This window comes from Methylomonas sp. BW4-1 (assembly GCF_052474385.1).
Map to the genome: position 1 here is coordinate 4,820,563 of NZ_CP184125.1, position 12,619 is coordinate 4,833,181.

Annotated in this window: 13 protein-coding genes; 9 read left to right on the plus strand and 4 right to left on the minus strand. The window is 53.5% G+C overall.

Going from position 1 to position 12,619, the window contains the following annotated elements:
* The first annotated feature begins 125 nt into the window (after positions 1-125).
* From ACH5Y9_RS22330 to ACH5Y9_RS22355, 6 genes are all read left to right on the plus strand, one after another.
* Positions 126-2,117: a TonB-dependent receptor gene (locus tag ACH5Y9_RS22330; RefSeq protein ID WP_445367640.1), complete on the plus strand. Its 1,992-nt coding sequence runs from the start codon at positions 126-128 to the stop codon at positions 2,115-2,117.
* A 64-nt stretch (positions 2,118-2,181) separates the two neighbouring features.
* A complete protein-coding gene (locus ACH5Y9_RS22335) occupies positions 2,182-3,396 on the plus strand; it encodes an amidohydrolase family protein (protein ID WP_445367641.1) in 1,215 nt (404 codons plus the stop codon).
* Positions 3,397-3,546: 150 nt separating this feature from the next.
* The gene (locus tag ACH5Y9_RS22340) at positions 3,547-4,752 is read left to right on the plus strand and encodes an ABC transporter permease (protein ID WP_445367642.1); all 1,206 of its coding nucleotides are present in this window, start codon (positions 3,547-3,549) and stop codon (positions 4,750-4,752) included.
* 1 nt (position 4,753) lies between these two features.
* Positions 4,754-5,953 (plus strand): ABC transporter permease, encoded by a 1,200-nt coding sequence (locus ACH5Y9_RS22345; RefSeq protein WP_445367643.1) that lies wholly within the window; start codon positions 4,754-4,756, stop codon positions 5,951-5,953.
* Between the two features lie 125 nt (positions 5,954-6,078).
* Positions 6,079-6,354, plus strand: coding sequence for a late competence development ComFB family protein (locus tag ACH5Y9_RS22350; protein WP_101052679.1), 276 nt, complete (start codon positions 6,079-6,081; stop codon positions 6,352-6,354).
* Positions 6,355-6,396: 42 nt separating this feature from the next.
* Complete coding sequence (locus ACH5Y9_RS22355) at positions 6,397-6,597, plus strand: hypothetical protein (RefSeq protein WP_101052677.1); 201 nt, start codon at positions 6,397-6,399, stop codon at positions 6,595-6,597.
* 83 nt (positions 6,598-6,680) lie between these two features.
* Here ACH5Y9_RS22355 and ACH5Y9_RS22360 read toward each other — a convergent pair whose 3' ends face one another.
* From ACH5Y9_RS22360 to speE, 4 genes are all read right to left on the minus strand, one after another.
* Complete coding sequence (locus ACH5Y9_RS22360; RefSeq protein WP_033156808.1) at positions 6,681-7,376, minus strand: OmpA family protein; 696 nt, start codon at positions 7,374-7,376, stop codon at positions 6,681-6,683.
* A 35-nt stretch (positions 7,377-7,411) separates the two neighbouring features.
* Positions 7,412-7,849: an exosortase system-associated protein, TIGR04073 family gene (locus ACH5Y9_RS22365; protein ID WP_033156807.1), complete on the minus strand. Its 438-nt coding sequence runs from the start codon at positions 7,847-7,849 to the stop codon at positions 7,412-7,414.
* Positions 7,850-8,012: 163 nt separating this feature from the next.
* The gene (locus ACH5Y9_RS22370) at positions 8,013-8,927 is read right to left on the minus strand and encodes a diguanylate cyclase domain-containing protein (protein ID WP_445367644.1); all 915 of its coding nucleotides are present in this window, start codon (positions 8,925-8,927) and stop codon (positions 8,013-8,015) included.
* A 251-nt stretch (positions 8,928-9,178) separates the two neighbouring features.
* Positions 9,179-10,024 carry a polyamine aminopropyltransferase gene (speE, locus tag ACH5Y9_RS22375; protein ID WP_445367645.1) on the minus strand — a complete coding sequence of 282 codons (846 nt, stop codon included), beginning with the start codon at positions 10,022-10,024 and terminating at the stop codon, positions 9,179-9,181.
* 83 nt (positions 10,025-10,107) lie between these two features.
* Here speE and speA point away from each other — a divergent pair, with 83 nt between their 5' ends.
* The 3 genes from speA to ACH5Y9_RS22390 all read left to right on the plus strand — a co-directional run bounded on the left by speA (position 10,108) and on the right by ACH5Y9_RS22390 (position 12,608).
* The gene (speA, locus tag ACH5Y9_RS22380) at positions 10,108-11,934 is read left to right on the plus strand and encodes a biosynthetic arginine decarboxylase (protein ID WP_445367646.1); all 1,827 of its coding nucleotides are present in this window, start codon (positions 10,108-10,110) and stop codon (positions 11,932-11,934) included.
* Between the two features lie 64 nt (positions 11,935-11,998).
* Positions 11,999-12,259, plus strand: a complete 261-nt coding sequence (locus ACH5Y9_RS22385; RefSeq protein WP_445367647.1) for a hypothetical protein — start codon at positions 11,999-12,001, stop codon at positions 12,257-12,259.
* Positions 12,195-12,608, plus strand: a complete 414-nt coding sequence (locus tag ACH5Y9_RS22390) for a GDSL-type esterase/lipase family protein (RefSeq protein ID WP_445367648.1) — start codon at positions 12,195-12,197, stop codon at positions 12,606-12,608. The genes ACH5Y9_RS22385 and ACH5Y9_RS22390 overlap by 65 nt, the downstream gene beginning before the upstream one ends.
* The last annotated feature ends 11 nt before the right edge of the window (positions 12,609-12,619 follow it).

Genomic DNA, 12,619 nt, shown 5'->3' on the forward strand with positions numbered 1-12,619 from the left:
CTCAGGCGGTTGCGAGTGATTCGTTAAAATCAGCATTGTGATAAACGCTTTCCATATTCGAACATTCAGCGATAAATGTTCGGTGGATAGGGTTTTATTTTTGCCGAATGTTGACTGGAATGATCATGAAATACGCCGTGCTGCCCTTACTGAATTTACCCAAATCCTTGCTGGTTTCATTGGCGCTACTGCAAGCCGGTACTGCCGTCCTGGCAGAGGAAAAGACTGACCAGCTCGACTCCACCGAGGTAGTCGCCAACCCTGTTATCGAAGAAAATCATGTGGACGAGTTCTCCGGCGTATCTGCGATCGTCACTGAAGAACAAATCCGCGACCAAAATGCCTTGGACTTGGCGTCCGTCCTGAAAAGAACGCCGGGCGTGCAGATCTCGCGTTACAACCCCGTCGGTGCGTTCGGCGGCGACCAGGGCGGTGCGGTGGCGATTCGTGGCCAGGGTGCCGGCCGGCCTGGTAGCGAGATCAAGACCTATATCGACGATATTCCTATGTATATGGCTACCTGGAACCATCCTTTGCTGGATTTGTTGCCCGTCAACGGCATGCAATCGATTACGGTTTACAAGGGCCCGCAGCCGGCTATCAACGGCAACAATTTCGGTTCGATCAATTTGCAAACCAAGGCTGCGGCGGAGGACGGTTTGCACGGTAGCGGCCGATTGTCTGGCGGCTTTTTCGGCACGATTACCGAACAAGCCGATGTGCAAGGCAAGTACGGCGATTTCGATTTCTCGTTGGCGCAAGGCTACGCCAAATCGGACGGCCACCGCCAAAACGGCTACGGCGAGTTACGCAATGTGATGGGAAAAGCCGGCTATCAGCTAAATCCGCAATGGCGCTCGGATGTGACTTTTCTTTACGCGGATAACAGAGCCGGCGATCCCGGACAATACGGGGTAACGCCGCCTATCGGCGAGTACGATACGGTTGCGGGTATGGTCGCCGCCAGCCTCAGCCACGCGCACGGCGATTGGCAGGGCAAATTTACGCTTTACCATAACGGCGGCGACGGTAACTGGTTGAGTCAAAATACGTACTTCACCGGCTTTGCCGACAACCGCTCGAATCTGCTCAGCCAATACAGCATGGACGGCTTTCGCTGGAAAGAACAGTTTTCGCCCTGGCAGGGCGGCACCTTAACGGCTGGGATAGATAACGAGTGGCTGAACGGTAAAGTGACTAACCTGGGTGCTCAAACCGGTAACCAAGTTTATCAATTTGCGACACCAACTTTCCGGCTTACCAGCCCTTACGTGGCATTGAGTCACGACTTGGTGCTGAGCAAAGAGTGGGTGATGGTCCCGTCTGTCGGAGTGCGCTTTTACGACCATAGCCATTACCAATCCAAAGCCTCGCCGCATGCCGGATTGTCATTTGTCTCCGACGATTTAACCGTGTTCGGCAACGTCTCAAACGGCGTCAACTATCCCGGTATTGACGCGGCGGCTAACTCAGGCGCCTTGTCGAACGTGCCGTTGAATCTATTTTCCGGCGGCTTTTTGCCGAATTTTTCAGCCGACGGCTGGCAAAACTTGTCGCCGGAAAACGTCGATCATGCTGAAGTGGGTTTGAAAGCTTCGCCGTTCAAAAGTACGCAAATCGATCTGAGCTTTTTCATCGATAACGTCAAGAATCGCTACGTATTCGACTTAACCCAGGGTGCTTATATCAATTACGGCTCGTACTGGATGCGTGGCTTGGAAGCGTCGGTAAAACAAGACCTGATCGCCGACTGGAGTCTATTTGCCGGATTGACGCTACTCAACCCCAGCATCCCGAATTTGCCCTACACCCCGGAACAAGCGGTGACCGCCGGCATCAACGGCCCGATTGGCCCGTTACGTTTTTCCTTCGATCTGCAATATCAATCAAGAACTTGGGCGTTGAACCGCGCCCGGAATGTCGCCGAGGTGAATAACCAACGTGTCGAAGCCTTTACCGTGGCAAACACCCGGCTGGCCTATCCGATTGCCGAGTTAGGCAAAAAAGGCGAAGTGTTTGTCAGCGTGGAAAACCTGTTCGACAAACGCTATGTCTATCGCCCTGGTTATCAAATGCCGGGTATTTGGGGGCAAATCGGTATTGCCGCCAGCTTCTAGGCGATTTAATCCATATCCACTCGACAGCGCCGGTTTTCGCCGGCGCTGCTTTTTTGAAATAGCCATGAAATCTCAATCTAGTTTAAAGCACTGCTACCGATTACTCTTGGTTTTGCTGTTGACGTTGCCGGGCAGCGTCGCCTGCGCCCAAGACCAACATTTGCTCATCGCGGCAGCGCGGGTTTTCGATGGCTATACGCTCAGAAGCGATACAGCGGTGCTGATCAGCGACGGCAAGGTCGCCAGGATAGACAGCCGGGAGGCATTTAACGATAGCGATGCGCCTCGGCTTGAGCTAGGCGATGCCACCTTATTGCCGGGCTTTATCGAATTGCACGCGCATCTTAGCTACCAACACGTACCGGCTGATACCGTGCTGCGCCATGGCATCACCACGGTGCGCGATGTCGGCGGGCCGCTGCATCAGCCTTACGGCGGCGACGGCAGCTTAAGACTGATGACGTCCGGGCCGATTATCACCGCGCCGGCAGGCTATCCGATCCCTAACTTGGGCGAAACTGACATTGCCATGCCGGTAGCCGATGAGCAGCAGGCGCGGCAAGCGGTGCGTAAACTGGTGGCAGGCGGCGCGGTAGTGATTAAAGTGGCGCTGGAGCCCGGCGGCGAAGCGGGCGCGCCTTGGTCTGGCGGACACACGCATGCACATTCCCACGCTCCTCACAGCAAAACCCACGATAAGCCCCGTAGTTGGCCGATGCTAGCGCCGGCGGTGTTGGCGGCCATTGTCGATGAAGCCCATCTACTTGGTCGTCGGGTGGCGGCTCATCTTGCCGAGCCCAAAGGTGCACAATTGGCCTTGGATGCCGGTGTCGATGAATGGGCTCACGCGCCCTGCGACAGATTGCCGGACGCGCAATTGCAGCGAGCCGCGGCGCAACAGGTCAGAATCGTCGGCACCATCGATACTTTGTCGAAATGTCCGGGCCTGAGCAGCAATGTCAGGCGCTTGGCCGAGTTGGGTGCGGAGTTTTTGTATGGCGCGGAAATCGCTCATCCCGACATTCCCTGGGGCATAGACGGCCAGGAATTACTGTACTTACAACATCTGGCCGGCATGACGCCGTTGGATGTGATGCGGACCGCAACTTCCAAAGCCGGTCAATACCTGAATATGCCCTTGCTTGGCTCCTTATTACCCGGCGCGCCGGCCGATCTGATCGCGGTAAAAGGTGATCCGACGCAAAAGCTTAAGTTGTTGGAATACCCTGATTTGGTGATGTCCGGTGGCAAGCTGATAATCAATTACTTCGAAAATTGATCGGTCCCGGTTCTATAGTGGCTCTGCTCAGCCTCTGGAAAACCAAAGTTCAAGGCTCTAACCCCGAGGTGTATGGAGTGCGTGCGTTTTAGCTGGGTATTTGTTGGCGGTTCCGGCTAAACTGCCGGCTGAGCTTATTACCCAATCGCCATGCTTAGTAAAGACTTACTTCTTCAGGCCGGCAAAGCCATCCAGACTCAACCCCTGCGCGCTGCACTGATTATTCTGGCGATGAGCATAGGCGTGGCTGCCGTGAACGTGTTGACTGCATTGGGCGACAGCGCCCGCAATTATGTGGTCCACGAATTCGAATCGTTGGGTACCCATCTGGTTATCGTCTTGCCCGGCCGCACCGAAACCACTGGCGGCCACCCACCCCTATTCGGCGAAACGCCGCGCGATTTGACCTTGGATGATGCTGCTGCCTTATTCCGCAGCAAACAAGTCGCGGCGATTGCCCCGGTCAGTATCGGCTCCGCGCCGGTATCGGTTGGCGGTCTGGAGCGGGAAACCAATATCATGGGCTCCACGCATGCCTTGCTGCGCGTGCGGCATCTCACCATGGCCCAAGGCCAGTTTCTGCCGGAGGCCGACGCGGATAAGGAAATCTCGGTGTGCGTGATCGGCAAAAAAATCAGCGAGGAACTGTTTGCCCATCAACAAGCGGTAGGGCAATGGCTGCGCATCAACGATCGGCGGTTTCGAGTGATTGGCGTGTTAGCCAAGGAAGGTCAATCGATAGGCACCGGCTTTGATGAACTAGTCATCGTACCGGTGGCTTCCGCGCAAGCCTTGTTCGACAGCCATTCCTTGTTTCGGATTTTAATTGAAGCCCACTCTGAAGCGGCCATGTATAAGGCCGTCGACGAGGTCCGCAATATCATCAAGTTACGCCACGAAGGCGAGGACGATGTGACGGTGATTACCCAGGACAGCGTGGTGAATACCTTCGATAAAATCCTCACCGCGTTGACTTTTACCGTGGCCGGTATTGCCGCCGTCAGTCTGGCGGTGGCCGGAGTGTTGGTGATGAATGTAATGTTGGTCAGCGTCAGCCAACGTACTGCCGAAATTGGTTTGCTGAAAGCCTTGGGTGCTACGCAAGGCCAGTTACAACGCTGGTTTTTATGCGAAGCGGCCTTGTTGTCGCTGGCCGGCGCGCTGGTCGGCAGCGTACTCGGTCAGTTCGGTATTTTGATCTTGCAGTGGTTGTATCCGAATTTTCCGGTTGCTCTACCGATTTGGGCCAGAGTGTCGGCCTTGGCCGTCGCTTTAGTGACGGGGCTAGTTTTTGGGGTGTTGCCGGCTCGCAAGGCTGCGCGACTCGACCCGGTCGCCGCTTTGGCGAGGCGCTAAGATGATCTGGCTGGATTTAGCCAAGCTGGCGTTACGCAGCATTAGCAGCCATAGGCAGCGCTCGTTGTTGACCGCCTTGGGCCTGATCATCGGCATCGCCGCTGTGGTGATTTTGACCTCCATAGGCCGGGGCATTCATAGTTTCGTGTTAGCGGAATTTACCCAGTTCGGCACGCATCTGATCGCGGTTTATCCCGGAAAAACCACCACGTTTGGCATGTCCGGTGCGACCATCAGCACGGTGCGGCCTTTGTCCACGGCCGATGCGGTCAGTCTGGAAAATCTCGATCACGTGTTGGCCGCCATGCCCATGGTACAGGGCAATGCCCGGATTGAGGCCGGCAACAAACAGCGCCGGGCCAATGTGTTTGGCGTCGGCGCCGCCTTGCCGCAAGTATGGCAATTAAAAGTCGATAGCGGCCGCTTTTTACCCGACGATGGTTTGGATAATCCGCGAGCGTTCGCGGTGTTGGGCAGTAAGATGCGCACGGAATTATTCGGCAATACCAACCCTCTGGGGCAACGGATTCGCATCGGTAGCGACCGGTTTCGGGTAATCGGCGTGATGCAGGCCAAAGGACAAATGTTGGGTTTTGATCTGGACGATACGGTGTTCGTTGCCAGCGGCAAGGCCATGGAGATGTTTGACCGGCAGAGTTTGATGGAAATCGATTTGCTATACAGCAGTGAGACCAGCGCGGAAACGGTGGAGCAAGCCATCAAACGCCGCTTGATAGCGCGGCACGGTGCCGAGGATTTTACGATAGTTACCCAAAACCAGATGCTGGAAAAAATGGATTCGGTATTGAGTGTATTGACCTTGGCGGTGGCGGCGCTGGGTAGTATCTCGTTACTGGTGGGCTCGGTCGGTATTCTCACCATCATGACCATCGCCGTGTCGGAACGAGTATCGGAGATTGGTTTGTTGCGGGCTATTGGTGCCGAGCGTGGCATGGTGTTTAAGCTGTTTCTCGGCGAAGCGATGTTGTTGAGTCTGGTCGGCGGTTCCGGTGGTGTTTTATTAGGCGTGGCACTGGTAAAGCTCGCCGCTGCTTTCGTGCCGGCATTACCGGTGCAATTGGCCTGGAATTACATCGTTGCCGCTTTTGCAATTTCCCTATTTATCGGCATTGCGGCCGGTGTGGTGCCGGCCATCAAGGCCGCTAGATTGAACCCGCTGGAAGCGTTGCGGGCGGAATGAGCTATGCCCGCCGTAAAAAATGAGAGTAATCAGGGCCTCTGTCAGCCTGGCGAATGGATTCGGCCAAGTCGGATTCTGGGCTATGCTTATCAGCATTGGTAGCCAATGTTTTTTAAGAGGCCTTTATGCTGAATATTAGTAATTATTACGAGCGATTGGTGATAGACCGGCTTTGGAAGCTTGCTGAGCAGGCTGACGAGCCTTTCAGTCAAGCGTTTCAGGAAGACGTGGCTTGTCTGGCGCTGAACCAATTACCGCCGTGTTATGTGCGGAACACCATCGATAAGGGTATTAATGTCAGCGAGCAGCAATATCAGGAGATGGCCGGTGCTGTCGATCTGGCGGTGGAGCAGGCGATAAAGCAGGTTTTGCGCCGTCCTCGCGAGCACCGCAATGATTGAGTTTTTGCCCTTAACCTTTGACGTCGCCGATTCGGTAAAGCCATGAAAAACGCTTTGATCTTTTTACTAATAGCTGGCGGTTTGCCGGCTTGCGATTCTTCGCCGCCAGACAAGGCGAATCCGCCAGTGGTGCAGCAACCGCTGGCTGATGCAATCAAGCAACCCATGGATCAGGCCAGGGATGCGGAAAAACAAATTTTTGAAAGCGCGGATCGGCAGAAACAGCAGGCAGACGAGATTTAAGATGGGGCAGAGATTCGATAACCGTGTTATTGAATCTCTGCCGCCAATTACCCTGCCGCTGGCGCGAGCAGGGTGGGTTGGGCTTACTTAAATTTAGGGCAGTCGAGATAGTCGGGATGTGCGGAAATAACCACGGCAACCCGGTGATTCTGATCCGCCGTGTTATCGGGGCCACCCGCTTCGCCGATAGCTTTGGAGACCAGTTGCGAGGCTCTGGCACCGTTTTTAATCAGCAGTTCGGTAACGGATTTAGCCCTTCTTTCCGATAAGGCTTGGTTAGCCGCAGGTTTACCCACTGTGTCGGTGGAAGCAGTGACAGTCGCTGTTGCATCCGGGTGGTCGTGTAAAAAGTGACCGATATGGCTGATGGTGTCTTCCTTGGTTTTAAACGGCACATGGCTGCCGGTTTTAAAGTAGGCCACGGTTTCGTGAATGGTTTCCACGTGATGGTGGTTTTGCGAATGGGCTTCGGTCAGCCATTGGCAATACTCTTTTTCCGAAGCCAAAACGTGTGCCGCGGCCGATTTTGCGGCCTCTTGCGCTTTCAGACTCTCGTCGATGTTCCAGTAATAATCGTTTTGCCAATGTTTCAACACATGATTGGCGGTTTTCAAGTCCTGTTCAGCTGCTGAAGCATGGAGCAAAGCTTGGCCGTAATGACCTTTGGATGCAGCATCAATCTCAGCGCTGAGCCCGGCCACATCCTTTTTCGGCGTGGAACAGGCGGCCAGCGACAGAGCCATAACGGCAAGCGGGATGTATACGTATTTTTTTGTCATGATCTTATCCTCAATATCGAGCGGTATCGTCCGCGTTACTTGCCATGATCCAGCGTGTCGGTATAGCCGTGATCCAGCGGGCCGAAATGAGTCCAGTAGCCGGGGTAATGCAGACCGAAGTAACGGGTATCTTCGCTAAAACGATCCCAGACGTAGGGCGGAGAGATAAATTCATCGGTGGGAATCGGCGAGGCAATCAGCTCCGCTACGCCTATTACGGTGCGGCTGACGGTGTGAGCTACGCCACGCAGCAGACCCCAACTTGAACCCAGCAGAATGTTTTGGTCGTGAGTGATGTTGACCACGTTTTTAGGGATTTCAATAAAACTGAAGGTGGTGTTAGCAAAGCCTTGGCTAACTCTGGAAGTGAAACCTGCCAGATAACCCGGATGGTTTTCGTCCGCATTTGCCATTTGGCTGGCCAATAATGCACCTGACAGCAAACAGGTGGTGAGGAATTTATTTTTATTCATGTTAGATACTCCCGTGGTGTTACAAATTTAATTCTACGTAGCATGCCTAAGCATAGCAGCAGAACGCCGAAAACACTGGAAGTTGGACAGTAACGCACGGCGCGGATAAATGCAAATACCTCATGAAGCCAGGTGTTTGTATTGGCCGGCTGGCAAACTAAAGTTATCGGGCGTCGATTTCTACGCGATTTCGGCCGTTTTTCTTGGCGCGGTAAAGGGCGTCGTCGGCTGCTTGAATAATGGCTTCCAGGGAGGTGTCGGCCATTATCCGGCACGAGCAGACGCCAATCGACAGGGTGGTCGGTATGGGCTGATTTTGGTGTTGAAACGCATGCCGCATCACCGTCAGTCTGATGCGCTCCGCCAAGGTGGTTGCAGCATCGCTGGAAATATCCCGCAACAACATGATGAATTCTTCGCCGCCGTAGCGGGCCAGGAAATCCTCCTGGCGCATTTCCGCATTGAGGATTTTCGCCAGTTCTTTAAGGACCTGATCGCCGGCGAGATGGCCGAAATTGTCGTTGGTGCGCTTGAAATGGTCGGCGTCGCACATCATCACCGTTAATCGGGTTTCGTTGCGTTTACAAAAAGACAATTCCTGTTGCGCGCGCAGCATGAAGGCGTTGCGGTTCAGAATGTTGGTCATCGCATCCAGATTCGCCGCCGCGTATAGCGCCTGTTCGGATTTGGCTTCGTTGGCGCGTTTGTAATCGATTTTTAAGTAAGTGTCGCCCAACAGGATTCGGTCGAGTAATTCGAGTTTATGTTTTGCGACCCGTTTGCCATTGACGTAGGTGCCGTTGGTGGAGTTTAAGTCTTCCAGCAGGATATGCTGGTTTTGTACCCAAAGTCTGCCGTGGCGCCGGGAGACCTTAGGGTCGGGAATCAGAATGTCCACGGCCGGTTCGCGGCCCAACACATGCTGATGATGGTGCAATTTGTATTGCTTGCCTTGATCGCTACCGGATAACACCACCAAATACGGCTCAAGCTCCGAAGTGTCACGACTGTTTTCGGATAATTTGCCTATTAAGGTGTTGGACAAGATTAACTGAGTTTTGTCGGGAGGCGTGGTCATCGGGCGAGTCCTAATCATCTCCTGGCTTGGGTAATGAAATATGCTTTTGGGGGTTACTCGGGCAATCGCGAGACTATCTTGCCAGTCAGGCGCGCTGTAAGAAACCTCCTACAAGGCCTCAGTGTCGCAGATAGCCGGATAGCTAGCAAGGGATGTGAGCACGTGGCCAAACGATTTGAGGCCATGTTCAGCGTGGCGCGGTAAGAACTGCTCAGCAGAGCCGAAGCGCGTGGCTTCGGCTCGAGCAATGGTTAAGCGAAGGCTTTTTTGAAAAACTCCGGCATTGCCAGGCTGGCTTTGTGGATGTCGCTGTTGTAATAAACGGTCTCGAAGCCTTTGTTGGCGGCGTCCTGCTCGCGGAACTTCGACAAGTCGGCTTTGCTGGCCATCGTCGCGCTCCACCAGCCGGATGGATAAATGCATTGCGGGAAGAATACGGTTTGGAAGTTTGCAAATCCGCCTGCTTTCATTTCATCGCGCATTTCTTTCAAGATTTTCATATGCAACAACGCGGATTCGCTTTGCTGTACCACGATGCCGTGTTCGCTCAAGGCTTTATAGCAGTCTTTGTAAAAATCGGCGCAGAACAAGCCTTCGGCGGGGCCAACCGGGTCGGTGCTGTCGACGATGATGATGTCCACGCTATTCGGCGCAGCGTCTTTCACCCATTTGATGCCGTCGATGAATTTCAGGTCGGCGCGCGGATCGTTGTTGGATTCGCACAACTCCGGAAAATAGATTTCCGCCAAGCGGGTGACGCGCTCGTCGATGTCGATTTGCACGGCCTTTTCGACGCCTGGGTGTTTCAATACCTCACGCAAAGTACCGCAGTCGCCGCCACCGATGATCAACACGTTTTTCGGGTTGGGATGGGTGAACAATACCGGATGGCTGATCATTTCGTGATAAAAGAAATTATCCCGAGTCGAGACCATGGTGCAGCCGTCGATCACCATCAGATTGCCGAACTGTTCGGTTTCGTAGATTTCCAGAAACTGAAATTCGGATTGCTCCTCGTGCAGTTTGCGTTTGATTTTTAACGAGAAGGCCGAACCGGAAGGCTCTTGGGCTTCGCTAAACCATTGATCGTCGAGCATGGGAAAGTCCTGTAAAAAGTCATATAACGTTCATCATTATACTTTAGAATTTCTACCTCTTTATGACAGTTAGGATACCGCGCGTGCCGACACAACCCTGGTCGATTGAACAATCCAAGCAGCTTTACGCTATCCAGCAATGGGGTAACGGTTATTTTTCAATTAACGACCAAGGCCATGTCTGCGTGAAGCCGCAAGCCGATTGCGCGACCGAAATCGATCTGTTCGACATTGCCCAGGCCTTGCGGGGCAAGGGCTTGAACTTCCCGGTGCTGGTGCGATTTACCGATATTTTGTGCGACCGCATCCGCCAGCTGCAGCAGGCCTTCGACCAAGCCAGAACCGCGAACCATTACAGCGGCCATTACACGCCGGTCTATCCGATTAAGGTTAATCAGCAAGGCAATGTGGTGGAAAGCATTGTTGCCGCCGAGCATATCGGCCTGGAAGCCGGCAGCAAACCGGAATTGTTGGCGATTTTGGGATTGGCCAAACCTGGTGGCATCATCGTCTGCAACGGTTACAAGGACCGGGCTTATATCCGCATGGCTTTGATGGGCCAGTTAATGGGCTTGTCGGTATTCATCGTCATCGAAAAGCCCTCCGAGCTGGAGATGATTATCGAAGAAGCCGCCAAGTTAAAGGTGACGCCATTGATTGGGCTGCGGGTGCGGCTATCGACCATCAGCGCCGGCAAATGGCAGAACAGCGGCGGCGAGAAATCCAAGTTTGGTTTGCACGCCAGTGAAGTGTTGCAACTGATCGCCCGCTTGCAACAAGTGGCTATGCTGCACTGCTTGCAGTTGATGCACTTTCATATGGGTTCGCAGATTGCCAATATCCACGACATCAAACTGGCCTTGAAAGAAGCCGGCCAGTTTTACCTGCAATTGCATCAATTGGGTGCCAACATTACCACGGTCGATGCCGGTGGCGGCTTGGGCGTGGATTACGACGGCAGCGGTTCGCGGCGGGAATGTTCGATCAACTACAGCGTCAACGAGTACGCGGAAAACATCGTCCGCGCCTTTGCGGAAATGGCGCAGCAACACGATTTGCCGCAGCCCAATATCATCACCGAATCCGGCCGGGCCATCACCGCCCACCATGCTGTTTTGATTACCAACGTCACCGAAGTGGAAAGCCTGCAAGGTGCGGCGACGGCGGTGACCATCAGCGGGCAAAATATCGCCGAGGCTTATCACAATGCCCAATTCAACATGGCCGAAGCCCGTGCCCAGTTCGTGCAAGGCGATTTGTCGCTGACCGAACTGGCCGAAGCCGAAAAGCACTATGTCAGTTTGTGTCAGCAAATTCAGCGCGAGCTGAATCTGGATAACCACCATCACCGCGAAATTTTGCAGGAGCTGGATGAAAAACTGGCGGACAAGGTGTTCTGCAATTTCTCCTTGTTTCAATCGATGCCGGACATTTGGGGTATAGACCAGATTTTTCCGATCATGCCTATTCATAATCTGCAGCAGCAACCCAACCGGCGTGCGGTCCTGCAAGACTTAACCTGCGATTCGGATGGCCGTATCGATCAATACGTCGATCATCAGAACATCGCCAACACCATGCCGCTGCATAGCATTGCCGAAGATCAGGACTATCTGATCGGCTTTTTCATGGTCGGCGCGTATCAGGAAATTTTGGGTGATATGCACAATCTATTCGGCGACACGCATTCGATCAATATCGAACTGGAGGGAGACAGCTATCGTTTCGGTGACTTCATGGAAGGCGAGGATGTCAGCGAACTGCTGGATTATGTGCATATCAATACCGAAGCGTTAAAAACCGCCTACCGGCAAAAGTTGGGCGTCAGCGGATTAACGGCTGCGCAAAAGCAGGCTTTCGAGCAGGAACTGTTAGCCGGGCTGAATGCTTATACCTACCTGGAAAAATAGCTAAGGCGATAGAAGGATAGATAAGGGTACTGCGCCCCAGGCGCTTAAAGGATCGAGGGCGTGCATGAAAATTGTTCTGATGGTTGTGGCATTGTTATTCGGTGGTATGGCTTGTAATAAATCAAAGCCAGCCTTAAGCAAGCTGCCGGATAACGCCGTCATTCTGGCCTTTGGCGATAGCTTGACTTATGGAACCGGTGCTTCGGCCCAGCATGATTACCCCAGCATACTCACGCAACTGACCGGCCGCGAGGTCATTAATGAAGGTGTTCCTGGAGAAATCAGCAGTGCAGGCTCGGCAGCGCTTACCGGCATTGCTGGATGAATACAGGCCCGATCTATTAATTTTGATACACGGCGGCAACGATATTTTGCAACAAATCGCGGCGGAGCAAACCCGCGATAATCTGAAAGCCATGATAGCCGAAGCCAGGCAACGCAATATCCCGGTAGTGATCTTCGGTGTGCCGGCGTTTGGGATCGTGTTTTTACATAGCGCGAAAATTTATGAAGAGCTGGCTGCATCTGAAGGCGTGCCGAGCGATCTGGATAGTTTGCCTAAGATTCTGGCAAATAACGAGCTTAAGTCGGATACGGTCCATCCTAATGATAGGGGGTATCGGCTTTTGGCGGAAAATGTTGTCGCGTTATTACAAAAACACGGAGCGTTATAATCGCCCGCACG

Bases quoted from the DNA above. Each gene is read 5' to 3' on its own strand.
- ACH5Y9_RS22330 (WP_445367640.1), top strand. From the start codon at position 126: ATGAAATACGCCGTGCTGCCCTTACTGAATTTACCCAAATCCTTGCTG.
- ACH5Y9_RS22335 (WP_445367641.1), top strand. From the start codon at position 2,182: ATGAAATCTCAATCTAGTTTAAAGCACTGCTACCGATTACTCTTGGTT.
- ACH5Y9_RS22340 (WP_445367642.1), top strand. From the start codon at position 3,547: ATGCTTAGTAAAGACTTACTTCTTCAGGCCGGCAAAGCCATCCAGACT.
- ACH5Y9_RS22345 (WP_445367643.1), top strand. From the start codon at position 4,754: ATGATCTGGCTGGATTTAGCCAAGCTGGCGTTACGCAGCATTAGCAGC.
- ACH5Y9_RS22350 (WP_101052679.1), top strand. From the start codon at position 6,079: ATGCTGAATATTAGTAATTATTACGAGCGATTGGTGATAGACCGGCTT.
- ACH5Y9_RS22355 (WP_101052677.1), top strand. From the start codon at position 6,397: ATGAAAAACGCTTTGATCTTTTTACTAATAGCTGGCGGTTTGCCGGCT.
- ACH5Y9_RS22360 (WP_033156808.1), bottom strand. From the start codon at position 7,376: ATGACAAAAAAATACGTATACATCCCGCTTGCCGTTATGGCTCTGTCG.
- ACH5Y9_RS22365 (WP_033156807.1), bottom strand. From the start codon at position 7,849: ATGAATAAAAATAAATTCCTCACCACCTGTTTGCTGTCAGGTGCATTA.
- ACH5Y9_RS22370 (WP_445367644.1), bottom strand. From the start codon at position 8,927: ATGACCACGCCTCCCGACAAAACTCAGTTAATCTTGTCCAACACCTTA.
- speE (WP_445367645.1), bottom strand. From the start codon at position 10,024: ATGCTCGACGATCAATGGTTTAGCGAAGCCCAAGAGCCTTCCGGTTCG.
- ACH5Y9_RS22385 (WP_445367647.1), top strand. From the start codon at position 11,999: ATGAAAATTGTTCTGATGGTTGTGGCATTGTTATTCGGTGGTATGGCT.
- ACH5Y9_RS22390 (WP_445367648.1), top strand. From the start codon at position 12,195: ATGAAGGTGTTCCTGGAGAAATCAGCAGTGCAGGCTCGGCAGCGCTTA.